The organism is Methylobacterium sp. HJ2, from assembly GCF_056431005.1.
Genome location: NZ_JBWJYM010000002.1, coordinates 245,163 through 269,433, shown reverse-complemented (window position 1 = coordinate 269,433; position 24,271 = coordinate 245,163). Strand labels below are relative to the sequence as shown.

The following is a 24,271-nucleotide window of genomic DNA, read 5'->3' as shown; positions in this document are numbered from 1 at the left end:
CGGCGCCCGCCTCTCCACCGACCATGCGGAACACACGGATGAGCCTCGATCGCCGCCACCTCCTCGGCTCCGGCCTCCTGGCCCTCGCGGCAGCGCCGGCGCTGGCCCAGCGGGGCGAGCCCCCGCGCGGGGGCGCCGAGCCGGGCGCCGCCCGGCAGGCCTCGCCGAGCCGTCCGGTCGGCACCCTGGAACTCGCCCGTCTCGCCGACGCGCCCTCGACGCCGACCGGGCTCGCGATCTCGCGCACCGGCCGCGTCTTCGTGATGATGCCGCGCTTCACCGCCGCGGTGCCGTTCACGCTGGGCGAGGTGATGCCGGACGGGTCGGTGCGGCCCTACCCGGATGCCGAGAGCAACCGCCCCGATCCCGGCCGGCCCCAGGCCAGCCTGTTCCACGTGCCCAACGGCGTGTTCGACGCCGACGACACGCTCTGGCTGCTCGACGCGGCCCTGCCCGAGGGCAAGGGCGCGCCCGTGCCGGGCGGCGCCAAGCTGGTGCAGATCGACCTCGCCGAGAACCGGGTCCGCCGCGTCGTCCCCCTGGAGGCCGGCATCGTGCCGACCTCCTCGCTCAACGACCTGCGGGTCGGCCGCAAGGACGGGCGGGCGGTGGCCTACATCACCGACCAGGGCCAGGGCGAGAACGGGGCGATCCTCGCCGTCGACCTGGCGAGCGGGCTGGTGCTGCGGCGCCTCGCCGAGCACGCCAGCACCAAGTCGCAGAAGGGCCTCGTCAAGTTCGTGGAGGACCGGCCGGTGATGCAGACCAAGGGCGGCGCGCCGCCCGAGTCGCCCAAGGGCGGCGCCAACGGCATCGCGCTCAGCCCCGACGGCGCCCGCCTCTACTACGCGCCGCTGATGGCCCGCCACCTCTACGCCGTCGAGACCGCGGGGCTCCTCGACCCGACGGTCACCGACGCCGCGGTGGCGGCCACCGTCACGGATCTCGGCGAGAAGGGCATGACCGGCGGCCTCACCACCGACGCCAAGGACCGGGTCTATCTCAGCCTGCAGGAGCACAATGCCGTGGGCCGGCGCGACCCGGACGGGCGCATCGAGGTCCTGGCCCAAGATCCGCGCCTGGTCTGGGCCGACACGTTCTGGATCACGCCGGACCGCTGGCTCTACATCTCGGCCGCCCAGGTGAACCGGCGGCCGGAATACAACGACGGCCGCGACCTGCAGGTCCCGCCCTACGCGATCCTGCGGATGCGCATCGACGCCGATCCCGTCGACGGGGTCTGAGGCGTCCCGGGCCGCCGCAGCGTGCGTCCCGGGGCTTGGCGCCGAGGCTTCGTGCCGGAGCTTGGCGCCGGGGCCGGCGTCCGTCGCCGTCGGAGGCTTCGGAGGCCGCGCTCAGAGCCGCCCGCGCCGCGCATCGAGGCTGAGCGCCCCGGGGCCGGCGGCGCAGAGATAGAGGAAGACGAAGCAGAACAGGATCGCCGCGTCGCCGCCGTTCAGCGCCGGGAAGAAGCTCTTCGGCGCGTGGACCATGAAGTAGGCGACCGCCATCTCGCCGGCCAGCAGGAAGGCCACCGGCCGGGTGAACAGGCCGAGCACGATCAGGGCCCCGCCGAGGAGCTCGAGCGTGCCGCCGATCCCGAACAGCGAGGCGAGGTCGGGCGCCGGGCCGGTGCGGGGCGGGAAACCCAGGAGCTTCTGGGAGCCGTGCGCCAGGAAGAGCAGGCCGGCCATGATGCGCAGGGCCGCCAGCATCAGGGGCGCGTAGCCGTTCAGGCGGCCGAACAGGGAATCCATGGGGCGTCTCCGGAAGCGACGGTCACGGCTCCGCCGATTTCCCCCGACTGTCAAGCTTGGGCAGCCCTTCGCCTCGCCGCGAGGATCGGTTAACCATCCTTGTCTAGACACCACCGGTGGTGCGGTCGCCCTCGCGGGGCCGCCCCGGACGGCCGTCCTGGCCCGGCAGGGGCCGGCAAGCCCGCGCATGGCGGGTCGCGGAGGTATCGCAGTTGGATCAGGACGAACCGGCAGCGCAGGAGCCCCACCCGCCCGGCGACGCCTCGCCCGGCGAGCCGGCGCGCGCGCCCTGGGAGATCATGCTGCCCGAGGAGGGAGCGACGGAGGATCTCGGCCTGTTCCTCGCCGAGTTCCTGCTGCCGGGCGACCTCGTGGCGCTCTCGGGCGGCCTCGGCGGCGGCAAGACCACCCTCGCGCGTGCCATCATCCGCGAACTTGCCGGGGATCCGGACCTCGAGGTCCCGAGCCCGACCTTCACCCTGGTCCAGCCCTATGCGGGCCGCGACGGACGCGCGATCGTCCATGCCGACCTCTATCGCCTGCGCGGGGCCGACGAGCTCGTCGAGATCGGCTTCGACGAGATGACCGACGGGGCCATCACCCTGGTCGAGTGGCCCGAGCGGCTGCCTCCGCGCGAGACTCCGGTCCTCAGCGTCGACCTGTCGCTGCGCCCCGAATTCGGCGCGGGCACGCGCTTCGCCCGGATCGACGGGAGCGGCGGCATGCGCGCGCGCATCGACCGGGCCCGGGCCGTGCGCGGGCTCCTCGTCCGCTCCGGCTGGGATCTGGCCGAGCGCGCCCACATGCAGGGCGACGCCTCCTCGCGCGCCTATCAGCGCCTGACCAACCCGGACGGCGTCACCGCCGTCCTGATGATCTCGCCGCCCCGGCCCGACGGGCCGCCGGTGCGCGACGGCAAGCCCTACAGCGCCATCGTCAAGCTCGCGGAGAGCGTGCACGCCTTCGTGGCCCTCGACCGCGGGCTGCGGGCGCTCGGCTTCTCGGCGCCGCGGATCTACGGCGAGGATCTCGCCGAGGGCCTGCTCCTCCTGGAGGATCTCGGGAGCGAGCCCGTGATCGAGGCGGGCGCGCCCCGCCCCGAGCGCTACGCCGAGGCGACCCGGCTGCTGGCCAAGCTCCACGCCACCGAATTGCCCGCGGTGCTGCCCGTGGCGGACGGCATCGACCATCATCTGCCGACCTACGATCTCGACGCGCTGCTGTTCGAGACCGAGCTGATGCCCGAGTGGTACGCCCCCGCGATCCGCGGCGTCGGCCTGACCCCGGAGGCGCGGGCCGAGTTCGTCGCCCTCTGGGGCGAGGCGCTCCGCGCCGCGATCCCCGAGCGCCCGACCTGGACGCTGCGCGACTACCACTCGCCCAACCTGATCTGGCTCCCCGACCGCGAGGGGCTGGAGCGGGTCGGCCTGATCGACTTCCAGGACGCGGTGCTCGGCCACCCGGCCTACGACGTCGCCTCGCTGCTGCAGGACGCCCGCGTCGATGCGAGCGCGGAGTTCGAGCTGCGGCTGCTCGGCCTCTACGCCCGCGAGCGCCGGGCCCGCGAGCCGGCCTTCGACGTGCAGGGCTTCGCCACCGCCTACGCCCTGCTCGCCGCCCAGCGCGCCACCAAGATCCTCGGCATCTTCGCCCGCCTCGACCGGCGCGACGGCAAGCCGGGCTACCTCGCCCACCTGCCGCGCATCGAGGGCTACCTCGCGCGCAACCTCGAGCATCCCGCGCTCGCCCCCTTGCGCGACTGGCATGCCCGGCACCTGCCCGGCCTCGTGGCCCCTTCCGCCTGAGACCCCGGACCCCGACGTCAAGGACCCGCAGATGAGCGAGCCCAGCATCAGCCGTGCCTTCGTCCTCGCCGCGGGACTGGGCAAGCGCATGCGCCCGGTGACGGCGACGGTGCCCAAGCCCCTCGTCGAGGTCGCCGGCAAGGCCCTGCTCGACCACGCCCTCGACCGGGCGGCGGAGGCCGGCATCGGCACCGCGGTGGTCAACGTCCACTACCTCGCCGACCTGATCGAGGGCCACCTCGCGCAGCGGACCGGGGGGCCGAGCACCCTGGTCTCCGACGAGCGCGGCGCCCTGCTGGAGACGGGCGGCGGCATCCGCAAGGCGCTCGGCCTGATCGGGGACGCGCCCTTCGTGGTGATGAACTCGGATTCCTTCTGGCTCGAGGGCCCGACGCCCAATCTCGGCCGCCTGATCGCGGGCTGGGACGCGGAGCGGATGGACGTGCTGCTCCTCGTCGCCCCCACCGCCACCAGCCTCGGCTACGAGGGATCGGGCGATTTCGTGATGGATCCCGACGGGCGCCTGGAGCGCCGTGGCGAGCGCGCGGTCGCCCCCTTCATCTACGCGGGCGTCGCCATCCTGACGCCCGCGCTGTTCGCCGACACGCCCGAGGGCGCCTTCTCCCTCAACCTCGTGTTCGACCGCGCCATCGCGGCCGGCCGCCTCTACGGCCTGCGCCTCGACGGGCAATGGCTGCATGTCGGCACCCCGGACGCGATCCAGGCCGCCGAGGAGCAGGTGCGGGCGAGCGCGCGCCAGCCGTGAGGATCGCGGCCGCGGTTGTTGAGGAACAGAGCCGGAACGTCTAGACACGGACGGCGGTGCCGTTCCGCATCCCGGACCGAGCGCCGAAGCCCCAGAGATGTCTGAGTCCCACCTCTTCACCATCGGGCGCGGCGCCCCGTTCCTGCCGACGCTGGCCGACGCGCTGCTCGACGGGCGCCTCGTCGGCGATCTCGGCGGCGATCCGCTGGCGCTCGCCGGCGTCACCCTGTTCCTGCCGACGCGCCGGGCGGCGCGGGCGCTCGCGGCCCTGCTCGCCGCGAGGCTCGGGCCCGCCGCGCTGCTGCCCCGGATGATCCCGCTCGGCGAGGCCGACGAGGCCGAGCTCGACCTCGCCGCGGAGCCGCTCCTCGAGAACGGGCCGGACCCCTTGAGCGCGCCGATGCCGCCGCTGGAGCGGCGGCTCATCCTCGCCCGCCTCGTCCAGGGCTGGGCCTCCACGATCGACCGCACGCTGCTGCCGATGGAGGCGGAGGTGCCCTTCCTCGTGCCGTCCTCGCCCGCCGATGCGGTCGGGCTCGCGGGCGATCTCGAGCGCCTGATGGATGCGCTCACCGTCGAGGGCCTGCCCTGGTCGGAGATCGCGGGCGCGGTCGAGGCGGAATACTCGCGCTATTTCGGCCTCACCCTCGATTTCGTCCGCATCGCCGCCGAGAACTGGCCCGGCATCCTGGCCGAGCGCGGCCTGAGCGACCCGGTCTCGCGCGCCCGCGGCCTCGTCCTCGCCGAGGCGCGCCGCCTCGCCCGGGAGCGCCCCGGCGATCCCGTGGTGGTGGCGGGTTCCACCGGCTCGGTGCCGGCCACCGTGAAGCTGATCGCCGCCGTCGCCGCGCTGCCCCGCGGCGCCGTGGTGCTGCCGGGCCTCGACCGCGACCTCGACGCGGCGGGCTGGGACGCCATCGAGACCGGCGAGGGCTTCGACCGCGAGATCGCCCACGGCCACCCGCAGGCGGTGCTGCACCGGCTGCTCGGCCCCGCCGGGCTGAGTCTCGGCCGCGACGCCGTGACCGAGCTCGGCCGGGCGGACGCGGGGGCCGAGGCCCGCGCGATCCTGCTGTCGCAGGCCCTGCGCCCGGCCGAGACCACCGACGCCTGGGCCCGGCTCGACGCGCCCGCGCGCGACCGGATCGCGGCGCTCGGCCTCGCCGGCCTCGCGTTGGTCGAGGCCGCCGACGAGCGCGAGGAGGCCTTGGCCGCGGCGACGGCGCTACGCGAGACCCTGGAGCGGCCGGGCGCCACCGCGGCCCTCGTCACCCCGGATCGCGGCCTCGCCGCGCGCGTCGCCGCCGAGCTCGCCCGCTGGGGGATCGTCGCCGAGGACAGCGCCGGGCTGCCCCTCTCCCGCGCCTCGGCCGGCCGCCTCGCCCGGCTCGCGGCGGAGCTCGCCGCCGACCTGACCCGCCGGCAGGGCGACGCGATCCCGGCCCGGCTGATCGCGCTCCTCTCCCACCCGCTCGTCCATCTCGGCATGCCGCGCGCCGACGTGGTCCGGGGCGCGGCGGCCCTCGAGATCGGCGTGCTGCGCGGCCTCGCACCGCGGCCGGGTTTCGCCGGGATCCGGGAGGCCCTGGCCGACCAGCGCGCCGCCCCGCCCGAGCGCCAGCCGCGGGCCAAGCGCCGGCTCGTGGAGATCGACTGGGACCTCGCCGCCGCGCTGCTCGACCGCCTCGAGATCGCCTTCGCGGACTTCCCCGGCGCGGATGCCGACACCGTGGGCCTCGTCGCCCTGGCCGGCCGGCACCGGGCGGTCTGCGACTGGCTGACCGCCGTGCCCGAGGGCGCGCCCGGGCCGGAGGACGGCTCGCTCCACTGCCTCGACGCGCTGTTCGACGATCTCGAACTGACCGCGCCCGACCTCCTGCCCGGCCGCTTCGACGATTACGCCGCCTTCTTCACCGCCCTCGCCCGCGAGCGGAGCGTGCCCTGCGCCGGGCCGCCGCCGCATCCGCGCCTGCGCATCCTCGGCCTGCTCGAGGCGCGCCTCCTCAGCGCCGACCGGGTGGTGCTCGGGGGGCTCGACGAGGGCGTCTGGCCGCTGCGCACCGTCACCGACGCCTTCCTCAACCGGCCGATGCGGGGCCGCGTCGGCCTCGATCCGCCCGAGCGCCGCATCGGCCAGATGGCGCACGACTTCGTGCAGACGCTGGCCTGCCGGGACGCGGTGATCACCCGCGCGGCCAAGCGCGAGGGCGCGCCGACCGTGCCCTCGCGTCTGATCCAGCGGATGCGCGCCTTCGTGGGCGAGGCGCGCTGGGGCGAGGCGGTCGCCGAGGGACGCCGCTTCCTCGGCTACGCGGCGGCGATCGACACCCTGCCGCCGCAGCCGCGCCTGACCCAGCCGAAGCCGCGGCCGGACCCGGCGCTGTTCCCGCGCTCCCTCAGCGTCACCGAGATCGAGACGCTGGTGCGCGACCCCTACAGCCTCTTCGCCCGCCACGTGCTCGGGCTCGACCCGCTCGATCCGGTGGCGGCCCAGCCCGGCGCGAGCGACCGCGGCTCCCTCGTCCACGCGGTGTTCGGGGCGTTCGCCGAGCGCTATCCGGAGGATCTGCCGAGCTTCGATCTCGCGGCCGAGCGCTTGGCGGATCTGGGCGCCAACGCCTTCGCGGAGATCGAGAACACCTACCCGGAGCTCTACGCGGAGTGGTGGCCGCGCTTCCAGCGCATGGCGGATGCCTATCTGCCCTGGGAGTACGAGCGCCGCGCGGCCGGCCTGCGCATCCACCCGGAGATCTACGGGCGCTGGGAGATCCCGATGGGCGCGGAGACCTTCACGCTCCGCGCCCGGGCCGACCGGATCGAGCGGCGGGCGGACGGGGGCGCCTGCATCGTCGATTTCAAGACCGGGCAGCCGCCGAGCAACCGCGAGGTCTTCGCCGGCTTCTCGCCGCAGCTCACCCTCGAGGCCGCGATGCTGATGGCCGGCGCGTTCCCGGGATTCCGGCGCGCCAACACCGCGCCCGACCTGCTCTACGTCTACGCCTCGGGCGGCCGGAAGGCGTTCACGCCCCTGCCGGTGAAGCCGCCGCGGGGCGATCCCCGCACCGTCGAGGCGATCGTGACCGAGCACACGGAGCGCCTGCGCGGCCTGATCGCGCGCTTCATGACCGGCGAGGCGGCCTACGTCTCCCGGCCCTACCCGAAATACGCGCGCAGCTACGGCGCCTACGACCATCTCGCGCGCGTGCTCGAATGGTCACTGGCGGGGGAGGGGGAGGGCTGATGTCCGCGCTCGTCGTCGATGCCCTGACACAGGCCAACCAGCGCCGCGCCGCCGATCCCCGCGCCTCGGCCTGGGTCTCGGCGAACGCGGGCGCGGGCAAGACCAAGGTGCTCACCGACCGGGTGGTGCGGCTCCTCCTCGACGGCGCGGCGCCGGGGCGGATCCTCTGCCTCACCTTCACCAAGGCGGCGGCCGCCAACATGGCGATCCGGGTGTTCCAGCGCCTCGGGCGCTGGGTCACCCTCGACGACGCGGCCCTCGGGGCCGAGCTCCTCGAGCTGACCGGCGAGCGGCCCTCGCGCGAGCGCCTCGACGCGGCCCGCCGCCTCTTCGCCCGCGCGGTCGAGACGCCGGGCGGCCTCAAGATCGAGACCCTGCACGCCCTCTGCGAGCGGCTGCTGCACATGTTCCCGTTCGAGGCCAACGTGCCGGCCCGCTTCGTGGTGCTCGACGACGCCCAGTCCCGCGAGGCCTTCGAGGTCGAGACGAGCAACGTCCTGGCCGACGCGGTGGCGGGCCACGCCGCCCTGAGCGAGGCGCTGGCCCGCGTCGCCCCGGAGGCCACGGGCGACGCGCTCCGCAAGGCGATCCGCGGGGCGATGGCCGCGCGCGCCGTGCTCGGCGACCGGGCCGGGCTCGAAGCCCAGTTCGTGCGGCTGCACCGGGCGCTCGGGCTCGCCGCCGCGGAGAGCGCCGACAGCCTGGAGGCCGAGATCCTCGACGGCGGCCCGGCCGATTTCGACGCCCTGGCCGGTCAGCTGCGCACCGGCGCCAAGACCGACAAGGCCCTGGCCGACGCCCTGCTCGCGGTCCGCGACGCCCGCGAGACGGACGGGGCGCTCGATCTCTACCGCGGGGTGTTCTTCACCGAGAAGGACGCGCCGAAGGCCGACCGCAGCCTCGGCACCAAGGCCGTGCCGGAGGGCGCGCGCGCCGCGATGCTGGCCGAGCGCGACCGCCTCGTGCCCCTGTTCGACCGCCTGCGCGCCGCGCGCGCCCATGCCCGCACCCAGGCCCTGTTCACGCTGGCCGCCGAGATCCACCGCCGCGTCGAGGCCCAGAAGGCCCGGCTCGGGGCGCTCGACTTCGACGACCTGATCCACAAGACCCTCGACCTGCTCCAGCGGGTCGGCGCGGGCTGGGTTCTGTACAAGCTCGACCGCGGCGTCGATCACGTGCTGATCGACGAGGCGCAGGACACCAACCCGCAGCAATGGGAGATCCTGCGCCGGATCACCGCCGAGTTCGCCAGCGGCGAGGGGGCGCGCGCCCTCCACCGCACCCGCTTCGCGGTCGGCGACCCGAAGCAGTCGATCTACAGCTTCCAGGGCGCCGACCCCCGCGTCTTCGCGGAGACCCGCCTCGCCTGGGTCGGCGAGGCCCGGGCCGCCGACCTCGCCTTCGCGGACGTGCCGCTGACCCTGTCCTTCCGCTCGACCTACGCGGTCCTGCGCGCGGTCGACGCCACCTTCGCGATCCCCGACCATTACCGCGGCCTGTCCTTCGACGACGCCGCGACCGGCACCGTGCACGCGAGCGCCCGGCCCGCCGCCCCCGGGGCCGTCGAGCTCTGGCCGATCGAGGAGCCGGCCGAGGAGGTCGAGCCCGACGCCTGGGCCGCCCCCGTCGACGCGCCCGAGACCAGCGCGCCGGCCCTGGTGGCCGCCCGGCGCATCGCCCGCGCGGTGCGGAGCTGGACCACCGAGGGCGACGAGGGCGGCCGGGTCTGGCGCCCGGGCGAGATCCTGGTCCTGGTGCGCAAGCGCGGGGCCGCCTTCGAGGAGGTGATCCGGGCGCTCAAGGGCCTCGGCGTGCCGGTGGCCGGCCAGGACCGCCTCGACATCGCCGCCCACATCGCGGTCAACGACCTCGTGGCGGTCGGCCGGGCCGGTCTGCTCCCCGCCGACGACCTCACGCTCGCCACCGCCCTCAAGACCCCGCTCGTCGGCCTCGACGACGACGACCTCGTGCGGATCGCGGCCCGCCGCGACCTCTCCGAGACCCTGGAGGATGCCCTCCACCGCCACGCCGAGGCCGGCGATCCGGCCGCGCTCCGCGGGCGCGACGCGCTGCGCGGCTGGATCGCGCTCGCCGGCGCCGAAGGGCCGTTCGGCTTCTACGCCGCCCTGCTCGGGCCCCGGGGCGGGCGGGCGCGGCTGGTGGCGCGCCTCGGCGGCGAGGCGGGCGACGCCATCGACGTGTTCCTGGCCGCCGCCGCCCAGGCCGAGCAGGGCAACGACGCGCCCTCGCTCGGCGGCTTCCTCGCCCGCTACCACGGCTCGGCGGAGGGCCACACGGTCAAGCGCGACATGGAATCGGGCCGCGACGAGGTCCGGGTGATGACGGTCCACGGGGCCAAGGGGCTGGAGGCGCCCCTGGTGGTGGTGATCGACGGCTGCGAGCCGCTCGGCCGCAACGATCCGCCGCTGCTGCCGATGGGGGAGGGGGGCCTGCCGCCCGTCTGGTCGAGCGCGCGCGGGCAGGATTGCGCCGTCCTCTCCGAGGCGCGGGCCGAATTGCAGGCCCGGGGCCGGGAGGAGCACAACCGCCTGCTCTACGTGGCGATGACCCGGGCCGCCGACCGCCTGGTGATCGCGCCCTATCGTGGCCACGAGCGCGAGACCGAGGCGGCGTGGTGCCGGATGATCCGCAGCGGCCTGGAGCGGGCGCTCGGCGCGGGCGAGGCGCGGGAGATGCCCTACGGCGCCGCCACGCTCTGGCACGACGGCAGCGCGGCGCCGACGGCCGCGCCGGCCCGGATCGCCCCGCCCGCGCGGGCGGCGGAGCCCGACTGGTTGCGCCGCCCCGTCCCGGAGGAGCCCGCGGCCGCCCCGCCGCTGAGCCCGTCGGGCACGCTGCAGGCCGCCGACGGCCAGCGCCTGATCCCGCCGCGCCAGGCCGACGCGGAGGCGCGCCGCCGCGGCATCCTGATCCACGCCCTTCTGGAGCACCTGCCGCGCATCGAGGCGGCCCGGCGCGCCGAGGCCGCCCGCGCCTTCGTGCGCGCCCGGGCGCCCGGCCTGCCCGAGCCCGCCCGCGGCCGGATCGTGCGCGCGGCGCTGAGCCTGATCGATGCGCCGGCGCTGGCCCCGCTCTTCGCCCCCGACGCGCGTGCCGAGGTCAGCCTGTCGGGCCGGGTGCTGTCGGAGGGGACGGAGCGCGCGGTCTTCGGCCGGATCGACCGCCTGGCCGTGCGCGACGGGACCGTCTGGCTCTGCGACTTCAAGACCGGCCGGCCGCCGGAGCCGGGGTCGCCGCCGCCGCAGGCGGAGGCCGGCCAGATCGCCCTCTACGCCAGCCTGCTCGCCCGGATCTATCCGGGCCACGCGGTGCGGCCCTATCTCGTCTGGACCTCCGGGCCGGTGATCCGGCCCCTGGGCGAGGCGGAGATCGCGGAGGCGCTGGCGGCTTCCGGGCTGGCGCTGATCTGACCGGGCCGGGCGTGGGACGCCCGGATCTCGCAGTCCGGGGATCGATCGGATCCGGAGGGGCCGAACAGGTCCCGCCCCACGACCGCATCCTTCGAGGCCGACGCTGCGCGTCGGCACCTCAGGATGAGGGATCGGGATGGGAGAGCGGGGCCGGTCTCGCGGGAGGAGGCCGGCCGATCTGCGACCGTCGCGGCGGCGAGCCTCTCCGTCAGGCGATCGCCTGCGCCGCCCCGTTCCACTTGCGGATCACGCCCGCGACCTCGGTGTCGGGCACCGGCCGGCTGAACAGGTAGCCCTGGACCTCGTCGCAGCCCTCGGCCCGCAGCTTGGCGAGCTGGTCCTCGGTCTCGACACCCTCGGCGGTGGTGGTCATGCCGAGGCTCGTCCCGAGGCCGATCACCGCGCGCACGATGAAGTCGGTGCCGGCGGTGGTGCAGAGGTCGCGCACGAAGGACTGGTCGATCTTGATCTTGTCGAAGGGGAAGCTGCGCAGGTAGCTCAAGCTGGAATAGCCGGTGCCGAAATCGTCCATCGAGACGCGCACGCCGAGGGCGCGCAGGCTGTGGAGGATCGCGGTCGTCGCCCCCGGATTGGCGACGAGCACCGACTCGGTGATCTCCAGCTCGAGGCGGCGCCCGTCGAGGCCGGTGGCGCGCAGGGTCTCGCGCACCGCGGTCACGAGGCTCGCCGAGGTGAACTGCACCGCCGAGACGTTGACGGCGATCTTCAGGCCGTCCGGCCAGCGGCTCGCCTCGACGCAGGCGCGGCGCAGCACCCATTCGCCGAGGGGCACGATCAGGCCGAGCTCCTCGGCCAGCGGAATGAACTCGGCGGGCGAGACCGGGCCGCGCACCGGGTGGAACCAGCGCAGCAGGGCCTCGAAGCCGCAGATCCGCTCCGCACGCAGGTCGTAGATCGGCTGGTAGTAGACCGTGAAGGCCTCGGCCGCGAGCGCCTCCCGCAGGTCGCGCTCCAGCAGCCGCCGGGCCTGGATCCGCGCATCCATGTCGGGCTCGAAGAACCGGAAGGCGCCGCGCGCCTCGGCCTTGGCCCGGTCGAGCGCCACGTCGGCGTTCTTCATCAGGCGCTCGCAGCTCGATCCGTCCGAGGGCGCCAGCGCGATGCCCGTGGTGACGCCGAGGCTCACCCCCTGACTCGACAGGGTGTAGGGCGCGCTCAGGACCTCGATGATGCGCCGTGCCAGCACGGCCGCGTCCTCGGCCCGCTCGACGCCGCGCTGCAGGATCGCGAACTCGTCGGCGCCGAGGCGCGCCACGCAATCGATCTCGCGCACGCAGGCCGAGAGCCGGTTGGCCACCGCCTGCAGCAGCTCGTCGCCGACGACGCGCCCGAGCGAGTCGTTGATCGCCCGGAAGCCGTCGAGATCGAGGGAGTACAGGGCGAAGCCCGCCTCGCGGCCCGCCTGGGCGATCGCCGCCTCGACCTGCTCGTTGAACTTCACCCGGTTGGGCAGCCCGGTCAGCACGTCGTGATGGGCGAGGAAGGCGATGCGGGCCTCGGCGCGGCGCCGCTCCGTCACGTCCTCGTAGGTCGCCACGAAGCCGCCATCCGCGGTGGGCCGGCCCGCGATCGACACCACGCGGCCGTTCCCGAGCTCCTGGAACAGGGTGTTGGGCAGGCCCGGGCCGAAGGCCTCGCGCTCCTCGCGGATCAGGTCGTCGACCGTGCGCCCGCCGTGGAGGCCCGTCGCGATGTTGAGGTCCAGCACCGCCCGGGCGCTCATCCCGGGAACCACCGCCTGCGGCGCCAGCCCGTAGATCTCGCAATAGCGCCGGTTGACCACCATCAGGCGGCTTTCGGCGTCGTACAGGCAGAGGCCCTGCGACATGTTGTCGAGGGCCGCGTCCAGGCGCAGGTTGGTCTCGGTCAGGCGTTCCTCCTGCTCCCGGAGCAGGCTGACGTCGCTGCAGACGGCGACGAAGCCTCCGTCCCGCGTCGTGCTGCGGCTCACCCGCAGCCAGCGCCCGTCGGCGAGCCGCGCCTTGCCGTCGCGCGCCAGGGCCCGGGCGTAGTCTGTGGTGGGCGTCGCGCCCTCGGCGGGCATCACCGCGAGCCCGCTCTCGACCGCCGCGCCGAGGCCGTCGAAGAAGGCGAGGGCCTGCGCGTTCGCCAGTACGATCCGCCCGGCGCCGTCGACCACCACGATGCCCTCGCGCGAGCTCTGGAGCGCATCGGCGAGCAGCGTCTCGGCGGAGCGGCGCTGGCTGACCTCGCGCTCCATCATCGCCCGGATGTTGTCGCGCATGGTCGCCATCGCGGCCAGCAGCCGCCCGAGCTCGCCCCGGCCGTCCGCCGGGATCGCGTCGTCGAGGTGGCCGGCGGCGATCCGCTGCGCCACCGCGGAGGCCGCCGAGAGCGGCCCGACGATGCGCCGGTGCAGCAGCCACGCGACGACGCCCGCCAGCAGCAGCGCCGCGAGCATCGCCGCGGCGTTGAAGCGGATCTGGTCCGCGACGAGGGTGCGGGCGGCCTGCCGGAAGGTGAAGCCGTCGCCGGCCGTGTAGTTCACCAGGAGGTCGATCTGCGCGTCGACGGCGGCGGCCTCGCGGTCGAGGTCGGCCCAGCTCGCGCCGGGGGCGGCGCCCGCCGAGACGATGGCGTGGCGCACCCCGTCCCAGGCCGCGATCCGGTCGCGGACGGTGGCGGCGGTCCGCACCACCCGCTGCGATTGCGACCGCTCGACCGCGATGCCGAGATCCTCGCCGAGCGTCGCGGAGAGATCCGCGATCTCCGCGTCGAGGGTCCGCGCCGCGGCCGGGTCCTGCGCCAGCGCCCGCTGGGCGAAGGCCGCCCGCATCTTGGCGAAGTCGGCCGCGGTCGCCCGGGCGTAGTTGATGGACATCAGCGACTCGTCGTAGGTCCGATGGACCAGGCCGCCGATCTCCTGAATGCTGTCGATGGCGTAGAGCCCGAGGGCGCCGGTGAGCAGGCTCATCGTCAGGAACGCCGTGAGGATCCGGCCCCGGATCGTCGCGGCGGCGTCCGAGACGCGCAGCACCACCGCCGAGCCGATCCGTCCAGGCCGTTTGGTCCGTTCCTGTCTCAAGATCGATGCCTGCTCGCTGATCAGGTTCGCTCAAGATGCGCGGGATTTCTTAAGATCGCATGAGTCTCCGCCGCGGCGTCCGAGATCTCGGCCGGCGCCGGGCCGCGCGCCGCAGGTCGATCCGGATGGGCGGACGACGCAATACTTTCTCAAGGCGCGCGACCTTAAGCTGGACGGCCCCTTCGGAGACAGCCATGCGCCGCGCCGCCCTCCTGCCCGCCCGTTCCCGCCCGGCGATCCGGATCGGGCTGTGCGCGCTCGCCGCCACGGCCGCGCTCTGGGTGAGCCGGATCGAGGCCTCGGGCCATCTCGTCTCGCAGAAGGGGCGGGCGTTCCAGCCGGGCAGCCTCGTGGTCGGGCGCGGCGACACCGTCACCATCGTCAACGACGACAGCGACCTGCTGCACCACGCCTATATCGAGGCGGAGAATTTCAGCTTCGATTCCGGCGATCAGGCCCCCGGGAGCCGCACGCCCGTGACCTTCACCAAGAGCGGCACCTTCCAGGTGCTGTGCGGCATCCACCCGAAGATGAAGCTGCTGGTGCGGGTGAACTGACGCGCGCGGGGCCTCAGCGCGTGGCCGCCTGCATCGGGCGGTCCTTGGCGGGGTCGTCGCCGCGCTCGATCTCCTGGCCGTCGCGCAGGTCCGGCGGCGGGCTCAGCACCACGCGCTCCCGGCCGGTCAGGCCGCGGTCGAGCTCGATCGCCTGCCCGAAATCCCGCCGGACATGGATGCTGCGCCACTCGACCCGGTTGTCCTCGCCGGCCACCACCACCTGGGTGCCGCGCTGGTTGAAGACGAGCGCCTCGGCCGGGATCATCACCGCCGGCTCGCTCCGGGGGATCTTCAGGGTGACGTAGGCGTAGAGGCCCGCGCGCAGGACGCCGTCCGGGTTGGGCACGTCCACCTGCGTCGTCAGGGTGCGGGAGGCGGTGAGCAGCGCCACCGAGGAGCGCTCGACCACGCCCCGGAAGGTGCGCTCGGGCATCTGCGGCACCTGCATCGACGCCTCGACCCCGGGCTTGACCCCGACCGCCGCATTCTGCGGGACGTTGACGTTGATGCGCAGGATGTCGTCGCGGTCCATGCTGATCAGCGCGGTGCCGCCGCCATCGGCCTTCACGAGGTCGCCGACATCGACGCTGCGGGTCGTCACCACGCCGTCGAACGGGGCGACGATGTCCTTGAACCCGGTCAGCGCCTTGAGGCGGTCGACGGTGGCGGCCTGCGCCTTGAGGTTGGCCTCGGCCACCTTCACGCCGGCCTCGGCCGAGGCGAGGTTGGCGGCCTGGCTCAGCACCCCGGCCTGGGAGGTGTCGGCGTTCTGGCGGGAGGCCCAGCCCTGCGTCGCCAGGGTCGAGGTGCGGCTGTTGGTGACGGTGGCGAGGTTGACGTTGGCCCGGGCCTGATCGACCTGCGACTTGGCCTGGAGCAGCTGCGCCTGCATCTGGCCGATCTGGGCCTCGGCCTGCGCCAGCTGCTGGTCGAGGTCGGGGGCGGCGATCCGCAGCAGGATGTCGCCGGCCTTCACCCGCGTGCCGATGTCGACGCGCCGCTCCGCGATGTAGCCCGTGGCCCGGGCCGAGATCGCGGCGCGCGCGAAGGCCTGGGTCTCGCCCGGCAGGGTCAGGTCCACGGGCTTGTCGGTGCGCTCCACGGCGGCGGTGCGCAGGCGCGGCACGAAGGCCTTCATCTTGCGCTGGGTCTCCGCCGCCTCGGCCCGCTGGCGCCAGTGGCCGTAGCCGCCCCAGCCGATCAGACCGGCGAACACGAGCGCGCCCAGGACGAAGGGCGTCTTGCGCGGAGGGCGCGGGATCTCGTGCGCGTCGCCGTGGGCTTTCATGATCCTGCGCCCTCAGCGCCGCAATGGGTGTACGGTATACCGGGCGGATCCCCGCCACCAGCGGGCGCGGGGCCGCACCGGGCGGGTCGGCCGATTCCGCGGCCGGAGCCCGCGGCCGGAACCCGGATGAGCACAGACCGAGCCAGACCCTGCCGCGTCGCGGTTTCCGCATTATGTCCGGCGCGCCGGGCCTGACGGACCGGGTCGTCGCACGCGTTCGGAAGGGGGGAGATGGTGGACGGTGCAGGGATCGAACCTGCGACCTTTCCCGTGTGAAGGGAACGCACTACCGCTGTGCTAACCGTCCGAGCTGCGCGGGTGCCCGCGAGCGTCGCGCCCGCGGCCCCGGGGGCGCCGAGCACCCGAGCCGGAGGCCTTCTAGGGCGCCGGAGGGCGTCCCGTCAAGGCTCCGGGTCGCAAGGGTCCGGGTCGGAGCGCGGCGCCCGCAGCCCATCCCACCCTCGTCGCGCCTTCCTCCCGCGCCCTCATCCCGGCTGCCGCGGGACCCGCCCGGTTGACAAGGCTTCCCGCACAATGCGCTGTGCGGGCATGGACGAGATGCCCGAAGCAGCGGCGGTGAAGCCGCGGGTCGCCATCACCTACTGCACCCAGTGCAACTGGCTGCTGCGCGCCGCCTGGATGGCGCAGGAGCTGCTCTCGACCTTCCGGGACGATCTCGGCGAGGTGGCCCTGGTGCCGGCCTCCGGGGGCGCCTTCAGCATCGCGGTCGACGGCGAGGCCGTCTGGGAGCGGGTCCGCGACGGCGGCTTTCCCGACGTGAAGGCTCTGAAGCAGCGCGTGCGCGACCGCCTCGACCCGGGCCGCGATCTCGGTCATATCGACCGCGCATGAGAGCGGCCACGCGAACCGGCCCCGGAGCGGCCAAGCTCGGAGCGGCCATGATACGGGGCATGAGACCGGCCAGGATACGGGTCGCGGCGGGGTCCGCGGCACGGACCGAGTGGCCGGCCGGCGGACCGGTCGCGGCGCTGGCCGCGGGATCCGGCGCGGCGCCGGCCGCCCGGCGCGGCCTCGTCCCCCGCAGCGCGCCGCGGGGCCGCGCGTGAAGCCGGCCTCGGACACCCGCGGCGGACCCGCGGCCCGGCCAGCCGGGCTGGGGCGGCGCCTCAACCGCTTCGGCCGCAACGGCTTCTCGACGCAGGTCTATCTGGTCGCCCTGGTGGTGGCGCTGATCGGCCCCGGCCTGATGTTCACCGCGATCCTGCTGATGCGCTACGCCGCCGCCGAGCGCGCCCGCTTCGAGCAGGACGCCCGCGAGAACGTGCGCGGCATCGCCCTCTCGGTCGACCGCGACACGGCGGGCCTCGTCTCGGTGCTGCAGACGCTGGCCACCTCGCCGCGGCTCAAGGCGGGCGATTTCGACGCCTTCGACGCGCAGGCGCGGCTCGTGCGCGACGCCATCGACCTCGACATCATCCTGCGCCGGCCGGACGGGCAGCAGGTCGTCAACACCGGCGTGAAGCGCGGCGCGCCGCTGCCGGTCACCGCGCTGCCCTTCGACGCGGAGGTCGTCGGCGGCACCCAGCGCGCCATGGTCTCGGGCTTCCTTCCGGGCCCGATGCCCGACCAGGCGACCTACGCCGTCGCGGTGCCGGTCCTGGTCGAGGGCGACGTGCCCTACATTCTGAGCTTCAACGCGCCGCTGAACCGGCTCCAGGGCATCCTGGCCCGCGAGGTGGTGGAGGGCTGGACCACCGGCATCTCCGACCGCGACCAGCGCGTGCTCGCCCGGCTGCCCGAGCCCGCCTCGGTGGTGGGCCGCCCGCGCCTCGCGACCCTGCGGCAGATCCAGACCGACACGCCGGGCGTGTGGGAGGGCAAGGACCGCCAGCACCGGCCCGTCGTGGTGGTCGAGGCCCGCTCCCGCCTCACCGGCTGGACGGTGGGCGCCAGCATCCCGCAGACCCTGGTGGATGCGCGCCTGCGCCGCTGGACCTGGGCCTTCGGCGGCTTCGGCCTGCTCGTGCTCGCGACCTCCTCGGTGCTCGCCGTGAACCTGTGGTCGCGGGTGTCGCGGCCCCTGCGGCAGCTCGCCGCCACCGGCCCGGCCCTGTCGCGCGGCGAGGCGATCCCCCGGGTGGCCTCGCCGGTCCACGAGATCAGCCGCCTCGGCGAGGTGCTGTCGGACGCCTCCCTGCGCCTGCGCACCCGCGAGGAGGAGCGCGACCGCGCCCTCGACGAGACCAAGCGCGGCCTCTCGGCCCTGCGGGAGAGCGAGGCCCGCTTCCGCCACATGGCGGATTCGGCGCCGGCCCTGATCTGGATGACCGACGAATCCGCCGAGGTGAACTTCGTCAACATGCATTTCGACCACCTCTTCGGCATCCCGGCCGAGGAGCTGGCGGTCTCCGGCTGGCACCGCATCGTCCATCCGGACGACCTCGAGGCGTTCTCGGGGGCCTTCGCCGACGCCTTCGCGGCCCGCATCCCGTTCCGCACGGAAGTCCGGGTCATCGACCGGAACCAGGCCGTGCGCTGGTTCCGCTGCGAGGGCGTGCCCCGCCTCGACGATGCCGGGCGCTTCCTCGGCTACACCGGCTGCAACGTGGACATCACCGACGCGAAATTCGCCGAGGAGCACCTGCTGCTGCTGATCCACGAGCTGAACCACCGGGTGAAGAACACGCTGGCCACGGTGCAGTCGATCGCCAGCCAGTCGCTGCGCGGCCTCGACGGCGAGGCGGCGGACGCGGCGCGCGCCGCCTTCGAGGCGCGCCTCCTGGCGCTCGCCCGCGTGCACGACGTGCTCACGCGCGAGAGCTGGGAGGGGGCCGAGCTCGGCGCCGTCGTGGCCGACGCGATCCGCCCGCTCGACGCGGGAGAGGGCGGGCAGTCGCGCTTCACCGTCGAGGGGCCGTCCCTGCGGCTGCCGCCCCGGGTCGCCCTCTCGATCGCGATGGCGCTGCACGAACTCGGCACCAACGCGGTGAAGTACGGCGCCCTGTCGAACGAGAGCGGGCTGGTGGCGATCGCGTGGTCCGTCTCGCGCGACACCGAGACCCGCCTGACGCTGCGCTGGACCGAGAGCGGCGGGCCGCCGGTGACGAAGCCGACGCGCACCGGCTTCGGCTCGCGCCTGATCGAGCGCGGCCTCGCCCGGGAGCTCGCGGGCGAGGTCCAGCTCCTGTTCCACCCGGAGGGCGTCGTCTGCACCATCGCGGCGCCGGTGCCGCCCCCGGGGCTCCTGGAGCGCAAGGCCGCCATCGCCCCGCCGCGGATCGCCCCGCTGCCGCTGCCGGGCTGAGGCAGCGGGCTCGCGGGCCGGCTGCGGAAATCCCGCCTCGTGGGCGGACCCGCAGCGGGAGCGGGACGTCTCCCGGGGCGGGCGGGGCCCGAGCCCCGCGCCGCGGCCCGGCCTATCAATCCTGCGGCAGGTCGGGGGTGATGCCCAGGCGGTCGAGGCCCTCCTCCAGCAGGTCGCTGGCATTCGGGGTGCCCAGGAGCTCGCGGGCCGCGCCCTCGCCGGCCGCCTCGCGCTCGCGGGCGAAGCGGACGGCGTCGCCCCATTCCTCGGGCTCCATGTCGCCGCGCCCGACATAGAGCAGGGCCAGCAGGTCGGCCCGCTCGTCGTCGTTGAGGCTCGCGATCACGCCGCGGATCTCGCGCTCGGTGGCGTCGTCCGTGCCGCCGACGAGCACGTCCGTGGCGCCGTCGTCGATGGGATTCGAGCCCGAATCCGGGTCGGTCGCTCCCTCCTTCACCTCGACCGCCCGCAGCCGCAGAACCATCTCGGTGACCTTGTCGACGGCGATATCCATGAACCACTCCGATCGCGCGGGCCCAGGCCCGGGCTCGTCTTCCAATGCGTCTTCCAACCAGCGTCAACTTGCGAGGCGCCGGGCGGTTCTCCCGTGCGTGGTCTGCCGGCCTTTCCGGGCCTGCGGCGGCGGTCCACAAGGGCCCTGGATCGCAACGCGCCGCCGGACCGTTGTAGGGCCGCCCGGCCATCCGGGCGGTGGTGCGGATCCGGGCGGAGGTGGCGGCGGCGGGATGAGTGTGAGCGGAACCGGTGCTTCGTCCCCCGACCAACCCGGCGCGCGGCGCCTCGGGCTCCGGCGCATCCTGGCGGCGCTCCTCGCCGCGGGCGCCCTGACGATCCCCGAAAACCCCTCCGCGGCGCGGGCGCAGGGGTCGGAGGGCGTGTCGCCGACCTGCTTCCGCACGGGCGGCGGCACCCTTGAGATCTGTCGCGACGGCAGCGAGGCGGAGGGCGTGTTCCACGCGCCGCCGCCCTGCGCCTTCGCCCGCAACGTCCAGGTCCTGCGCCTCGGCGCGGGCGATCCGCCGGGCCCGATCCAGGTGGTGTTCCAGGGCGAGACGCCGCCGGCCGGCCGGCGCGGCCCGGGGGCCTGCGAGGCCCGGCGCGCCCTCGATCCCGCCGACGGCGGCGCCGTGCGCTCCGGCCGCAGCCCGGAGCAGCTCGCCCTGACCCTGCCCCCCGCCGAGCCCCGGCTGTGGGAGGCCGCGCGCGAGCCGCGCCGCCGCCGCCGGGACGAGCCCGCGCCGGCCGAGGCGGGGATCAGCCCGCGCAACCCGATCGCGGTGGCGGGCCGCGACTGGGCGGGCGAGGATTACTACCACGTCTTCCTGATCGCCACGGCCGGCGCCGAGGGCCAGCAGCGCCGCGTGCAGATCCAGGCGCGCACCTACGATTTCGCCCGCTTCGACATCCGCGGCCGGGCCGCCGAGGGCGAGGCCGTGCTGTGGACGCCCTTCGAGCCGCAGGGCGGCAAGGCCGCCGGGCCCGCGGCGGTGCTCGACGAGGCCGGCAAGCCGGTGGTGAGCCAGTGCGTCGAGACCGGATCCGAGACGCAGGGGCTCAGCGGCTCGATCAGCGTCGTCGGGCAGGTCTACCACTACCTCTACACCGACGCGATGCCGGAGGATTGCCGCCTGCCGCCCACCGAGCGGCGCCTCGCCCTCTACCTGCGCACCGCCCGCGACCTGAACGCGCCCCGAGTCTGGTCCCCGGCCCGCGCCCTGATCCAGGGCCTGCCCGCGGGCACCTTCGTGCGCGCCGCCAAGGCCAAGGGGATGGAGCGTTGGGTCCTCTCCTACGCCTGCCGCCGCCCGGCCAACGCCCCCGGCGGCCCCGTCGCCGACATCTGCGTGCAGTACACGGCCGACCTCACCCCCGAGGCGATCGCGGCCCTGCAGCTCTACGCCGAGCCGGTCTCGGCCGGGCGCTCGCCCGCCTATCTCGGCCTGCGCTCGGGCGGCGACGGCAGCGGACGCTACGACCGCTCCGGCCATTTCTGGATGACCGACCGCTACGGCAACCTCGACACCCCGGCGGCCTTCTCGGGCAAGTCCGGCTTCGTCACCTGGCTCGACCGCCTCGCGCCGCGCGCCGACGGGACCGACGGGTCGAGCCTCTACGGCCGGCCGGTCTACTGGGCGACCTGGACGGCGCGCGCGGTGGCGCCGCGCTGAGCGTCGGCGCGCGACGGGGCTTGTCGCGGCACCCCGATCTGGCGGAAGAACGGGCGCCATGGAATCCCATACCGACCTCTGGTTCGCCGCGAGCATCGTGGCGATCTCGCTCCTGCTCTCGGCCTTCTTCGCGGGCGCCGAGACCGCCTTCACGGCGGCCTCCCGCGCGCGGATGCTGGCGCTGGAGCAGGCGGGCGACCCGCGCGCGCGGATCGTCAACCGCATCCTGCAGACCCGCGAGCGCTTCATCGGCGCGATGCTGATCGGCTACAACATCGTGGCGATCGGCGCCTCGGCCTTCACCACGAGCGTGCTCACCGCGCTCGTCGGCAAGAGCGGGGTGATCTACGCCACGGTGGGGATGTCGGTCCTCGTCATCGTCTTCGCCGAGGTGCTGCCCAAGACCCTCGCGATCTCGAAGCCCGACCGCGCGGCGCTGATCACGGCGCGGCCCGTCGCCTTCGCGGTGGCGGTGATGGGGCCGGCCGCGATCGCCATCGAGAGCCTGGTGCGGCTGATGCTGCGCCCCTTCGGCATCACCATCGGCGACCACCAGTCGATCCTCTCGGCGAGCGACGAGCTGCGCGGGCAGGTGGCGCTGCTGCACAAGGAGGGCGGCGTCGCCAAGGCCGAGCGCGACATGCTGGGCGGCCTGCTCGACCTGCAGGAGCTCTCGGTCTCCGAGGTGATGGTCCACCGCACCAAGATGCGCACCATCGACGCGGACCTGCCCTCCGAGGAGATCGTGCGGGCGGTGCTGGCCTCGCCCTACACCCGGCTGCCGCTCTGGCGCGGCACGCCCGAGAACATCGTCGGCGTGCTCCACGCCAAGGACCTGCTGCGGGCGCTCGACGCGGCGGGCGGCGACGCCTCGCAGCTCACCGTCGAGGCGCTGGCGCTGGAGACGTGGTTCGTGCCCGACACCACCTCGCTGCGCGACCAGCTCAAGGCCTTCCTCTCGAAGAAGACCCACTTCGCCCTCGTGGTCGACGAGTACGGCGAGGTGATGGGCCTCGTCACCCTGGAGGACATCCTGGAGGAGATCGTGGGCGACATCGCCGACGAGCACGACGTCACGGTCTCCGGGGTGCGCCCGCAGAGCGACGGCTCGGTCAATGCCGATGGCGGCGTGCCGATCCGCGACCTCAACCGGGCGATGGATTGGAACCTGCCCGACGACGAGGCGACCACCATCGCGGGCCTCGTGATCCACGAGGCGCGAGCCATCCCCGACCAGGGCACCGCCTTCAACTTCCACGGCTTCCGCTTCCAGGTGCTGCGCAAGAGCAAGAACCGGATCACCACCCTGCGCATCACGCCGCTGCGCCCGCCCGGGCCGCCGCCCGAGGCGTGAGGGAGCAACTCTGTGTCGGTGCGGCCTCAAGGGACAACAAAGGCAGCTGTTTGCCAGGACCGGGCCGGTTCGTCACTTTGAAAGGTCACGGCCTTATGCTTTATCGATAGTCACGGCATCTCGTGATCTTCGGGAGCGTCGGTCGATGCCGCGGCCCCGGGGGCCGGCGCGCGGGGTGCCGGGCGGAGAAGGCATGCATCTCGACATCACGACCCTCCTGATCGTGACGTTCGCGCTGACCGTCCTGGTCGGCCTGCTGTTCCTGTTCGCGTGGCGCCAGGCGCGCGAGGCCACCGCGCTGCTGATCTGGGGCATCGCCCACCTCGCGGGCGGCCTCGCCTCGATCGGCCTCGCGCTGCGCGGCCACATCCCGGATGCGGTCTCGATCGGGGCCGCCAACGCCCTGATGATCGCGGCCTACGGGCTGATCTGGAGCGGCATGCGCGCCTTCGCGGGGCGCCCGGTCCGGCCCGGCCTCGCCTTCGCGGGGGCGGCGTTGTGGAGCGTGGCCTGCCTCGCGCCCGCCTTCTACGAATCGGTCCCCGCGCGGGTGATCTTCGCCTCGGCCTTCGCCGCCCTCTACTGCGCCGCGGGCGCCCGCGAGATCGGGGCGGGCCGCATCGAGCCGCTGCCCTCGCGCCGGCCGGCGGCGATCCTGCTCGGGCTCTACGCCGCCTGCTACGCGGTGCGCATCCCCGCCACCCTGCTGGCGCCGCCGCCCGCCACCGCCAACCCGCTGAACCTCGGCTGGGTGACGCTGCTGTGCTTTGCCGCGATGCTGTTCACCCTGGCCTCGGCCTTCGTGTTCATGGCCCTGACCAAGGAGCGGGCCGAGCACCGCCAGCGCGTGGCCGCCTCCACCGACGCGCTCACCGGCGCCGCCAACCGCCGCGCCCTGGTGGCCGAGGCCGAGGCGCTGCTGCGGGCCGGGCGCCCCGTCGCCCTGGTGGTGTTCGACCTCGACCACTTCAAGGCGATCAACGACACCTACGGCCACGCGGTCGGCGACACGGTGCTGATCGCCTTCTGCGACCTCGCCCGCGCCCTGATGCCGGAGGCGACGCTCGGGCGCCTCGGCGGCGAGGAATTCGCCTGCCTGATCGCCGAGGGCGCGGCGAGCGGGCATAAGCAAGAGGCCGCGCAAGCGGCCGGGCAGGGGCCCGGGACCCGGCAACGGTCTGGGCAAGGGGCTGGGCAAGGGGCTCGGCAAGGGGCTGGACATGAGCAGGGGGCCGGGCCGGAGCCGGACGGCGTCCTGGCGCAGGCCGAGCGGGTCCGCCGGGCCTTCGGGGCGATCGCCGTCTCCGAGCTGCCGGGCCTCCGGCTCGCCGTCAGCGCCGGGCTGGCGCGCTGCCGGGGCGGCGATTTCGACACCCTGATGCGCCGGGCGGACGACGCCCTCTACGCCGCCAAGCGCGCCGGCCGGGACCGGGTCTCGGTGGCCGCCGAGCCGCTGCCGCGCGCGGCCTGACCGCCGGCGCGGGTGCCGCGATCCCGCCGCCCGGCCCCCACGCCCATCCCCCACGCCCGACCCGGCCCGCCCGACCCCCG

15 protein-coding genes and 1 tRNA gene are annotated in these 24,271 nt (G+C 74.6%); 11 read left to right on the top strand and 5 right to left on the bottom strand.

The features are described 5' to 3' along the window. Positions 1-38: 38 nt before the first annotated feature. Entirely contained in the window at positions 39-1,244 is a 1,206-nt protein-coding gene (locus ACS5RC_RS05835) for an SMP-30/gluconolactonase/LRE family protein (protein WP_478342882.1), read from the top strand. A 111-nt stretch (positions 1,245-1,355) separates the two neighbouring features. Here ACS5RC_RS05835 and ACS5RC_RS05830 read toward each other — a convergent pair whose 3' ends face one another. Then, positions 1,356-1,757, bottom strand: coding sequence for a DoxX family protein (locus ACS5RC_RS05830; RefSeq protein ID WP_478342881.1), 402 nt, complete (start codon positions 1,755-1,757; stop codon positions 1,356-1,358). 299 nt (positions 1,758-2,056) lie between these two features. On the opposite strand from ACS5RC_RS05830, the gene tsaE reads away from it, so the two are divergent. The 4 genes from tsaE to addA all read left to right on the top strand — a co-directional run bounded on the left by tsaE (position 2,057) and on the right by addA (position 11,000). Next, on the top strand, positions 2,057-3,562 hold the full coding sequence (tsaE, locus tag ACS5RC_RS05825) for a tRNA (adenosine(37)-N6)-threonylcarbamoyltransferase complex ATPase subunit type 1 TsaE (RefSeq protein ID WP_478343421.1): 1,506 nt from the start codon (positions 2,057-2,059) through the stop codon (positions 3,560-3,562). Positions 3,563-3,593: 31 nt separating this feature from the next. Further along, on the top strand, positions 3,594-4,328 hold the full coding sequence (locus tag ACS5RC_RS05820; RefSeq protein WP_478342880.1) for a nucleotidyltransferase family protein: 735 nt from the start codon (positions 3,594-3,596) through the stop codon (positions 4,326-4,328). A gap of 97 nt (positions 4,329-4,425) precedes the next feature. After that, positions 4,426-7,569, top strand: a complete 3,144-nt coding sequence (gene addB / locus ACS5RC_RS05815) for a double-strand break repair protein AddB (protein ID WP_478342879.1) — start codon at positions 4,426-4,428, stop codon at positions 7,567-7,569. Continuing rightward, a complete protein-coding gene (addA, locus tag ACS5RC_RS05810; protein ID WP_478342878.1) occupies positions 7,569-11,000 on the top strand; it encodes a double-strand break repair helicase AddA in 3,432 nt (1,143 codons plus the stop codon). The genes addB and addA overlap by 1 nt, the downstream gene beginning before the upstream one ends. A gap of 208 nt (positions 11,001-11,208) precedes the next feature. On the opposite strand, the gene ACS5RC_RS05805 is transcribed toward addA, so the two are convergent. After that, positions 11,209-14,067 (bottom strand): EAL domain-containing protein, encoded by a 2,859-nt coding sequence (locus ACS5RC_RS05805; RefSeq protein WP_478342877.1) that lies wholly within the window; start codon positions 14,065-14,067, stop codon positions 11,209-11,211. A gap of 194 nt (positions 14,068-14,261) precedes the next feature. On the opposite strand from ACS5RC_RS05805, the gene ACS5RC_RS05800 reads away from it, so the two are divergent. Further along, positions 14,262-14,624 carry a cupredoxin domain-containing protein gene (locus ACS5RC_RS05800; protein WP_478342876.1) on the top strand — a complete coding sequence of 121 codons (363 nt, stop codon included), beginning with the start codon at positions 14,262-14,264 and terminating at the stop codon, positions 14,622-14,624. 13 nt (positions 14,625-14,637) lie between these two features. Here ACS5RC_RS05800 and ACS5RC_RS05795 read toward each other — a convergent pair whose 3' ends face one another. After that, on the bottom strand, positions 14,638-15,912 hold the full coding sequence (locus tag ACS5RC_RS05795) for an efflux RND transporter periplasmic adaptor subunit (RefSeq protein WP_478342875.1): 1,275 nt from the start codon (positions 15,910-15,912) through the stop codon (positions 14,638-14,640). 232 nt (positions 15,913-16,144) lie between these two features. Next, positions 16,145-16,219, bottom strand: a tRNA-Val gene (locus ACS5RC_RS05790). Between the two features lie 242 nt (positions 16,220-16,461). Here ACS5RC_RS05790 and ACS5RC_RS05785 point away from each other — a divergent pair. Both ACS5RC_RS05785 and ACS5RC_RS05780 read left to right on the top strand, forming a co-directional pair. Then, positions 16,462-16,764 (top strand): Rdx family protein, encoded by a 303-nt coding sequence (locus tag ACS5RC_RS05785; protein WP_478342874.1) that lies wholly within the window; start codon positions 16,462-16,464, stop codon positions 16,762-16,764. Between the two features lie 262 nt (positions 16,765-17,026). After that, the gene (locus ACS5RC_RS05780) at positions 17,027-19,177 is read left to right on the top strand and encodes a sensor histidine kinase (protein ID WP_478343420.1); all 2,151 of its coding nucleotides are present in this window, start codon (positions 17,027-17,029) and stop codon (positions 19,175-19,177) included. Between the two features lie 115 nt (positions 19,178-19,292). Here the strand turns inward: ACS5RC_RS05780 and ACS5RC_RS05775 are convergent, their stop codons facing one another. Further along, positions 19,293-19,691 (bottom strand): DUF3775 domain-containing protein, encoded by a 399-nt coding sequence (locus ACS5RC_RS05775; RefSeq protein WP_478342873.1) that lies wholly within the window; start codon positions 19,689-19,691, stop codon positions 19,293-19,295. Between the two features lie 238 nt (positions 19,692-19,929). Between ACS5RC_RS05775 and ACS5RC_RS05770 the strand changes: the two genes are divergently transcribed. The 3 genes from ACS5RC_RS05770 (at position 19,930) to ACS5RC_RS05760 (ending at position 24,191) form a co-directional block, all read left to right on the top strand. Then, positions 19,930-21,366 carry a hypothetical protein gene (locus ACS5RC_RS05770; protein WP_478342872.1) on the top strand — a complete coding sequence of 479 codons (1,437 nt, stop codon included), beginning with the start codon at positions 19,930-19,932 and terminating at the stop codon, positions 21,364-21,366. A 58-nt stretch (positions 21,367-21,424) separates the two neighbouring features. After that, positions 21,425-22,720, top strand: coding sequence for an HlyC/CorC family transporter (locus ACS5RC_RS05765; protein WP_478342871.1), 1,296 nt, complete (start codon positions 21,425-21,427; stop codon positions 22,718-22,720). Between the two features lie 193 nt (positions 22,721-22,913). Then, complete coding sequence (locus ACS5RC_RS05760; RefSeq protein ID WP_478342870.1) at positions 22,914-24,191, top strand: GGDEF domain-containing protein; 1,278 nt, start codon at positions 22,914-22,916, stop codon at positions 24,189-24,191. The last annotated feature ends 80 nt before the right edge of the window (positions 24,192-24,271 follow it).

What these genes read in the sequence shown, in the direction of transcription:
- ACS5RC_RS05835 (WP_478342882.1), top strand. Translation starts at nt 39, where the DNA reads ATGAGCCTCGATCGCCGCCACCTCCTCGGCTCCGGCCTCCTGGCCCTC.
- ACS5RC_RS05830 (WP_478342881.1), bottom strand. Translation starts at nt 1,757, where the DNA reads ATGGATTCCCTGTTCGGCCGCCTGAACGGCTACGCGCCCCTGATGCTG.
- tsaE (WP_478343421.1), top strand. Translation starts at nt 2,057, where the DNA reads ATGCTGCCCGAGGAGGGAGCGACGGAGGATCTCGGCCTGTTCCTCGCC.
- ACS5RC_RS05820 (WP_478342880.1), top strand. Translation starts at nt 3,594, where the DNA reads ATGAGCGAGCCCAGCATCAGCCGTGCCTTCGTCCTCGCCGCGGGACTG.
- addB (WP_478342879.1), top strand. Translation starts at nt 4,426, where the DNA reads ATGTCTGAGTCCCACCTCTTCACCATCGGGCGCGGCGCCCCGTTCCTG.
- addA (WP_478342878.1), top strand. Translation starts at nt 7,569, where the DNA reads ATGTCCGCGCTCGTCGTCGATGCCCTGACACAGGCCAACCAGCGCCGC.
- ACS5RC_RS05800 (WP_478342876.1), top strand. Translation starts at nt 14,262, where the DNA reads ATGCGCCGCGCCGCCCTCCTGCCCGCCCGTTCCCGCCCGGCGATCCGG.
- ACS5RC_RS05795 (WP_478342875.1), bottom strand. Translation starts at nt 15,912, where the DNA reads ATGAAAGCCCACGGCGACGCGCACGAGATCCCGCGCCCTCCGCGCAAG.
- ACS5RC_RS05785 (WP_478342874.1), top strand. Translation starts at nt 16,462, where the DNA reads ATGGACGAGATGCCCGAAGCAGCGGCGGTGAAGCCGCGGGTCGCCATC.
- ACS5RC_RS05775 (WP_478342873.1), bottom strand. Translation starts at nt 19,691, where the DNA reads ATGGATATCGCCGTCGACAAGGTCACCGAGATGGTTCTGCGGCTGCGG.
- ACS5RC_RS05765 (WP_478342871.1), top strand. Translation starts at nt 21,425, where the DNA reads ATGGAATCCCATACCGACCTCTGGTTCGCCGCGAGCATCGTGGCGATC.
- ACS5RC_RS05760 (WP_478342870.1), top strand. Translation starts at nt 22,914, where the DNA reads ATGCATCTCGACATCACGACCCTCCTGATCGTGACGTTCGCGCTGACC.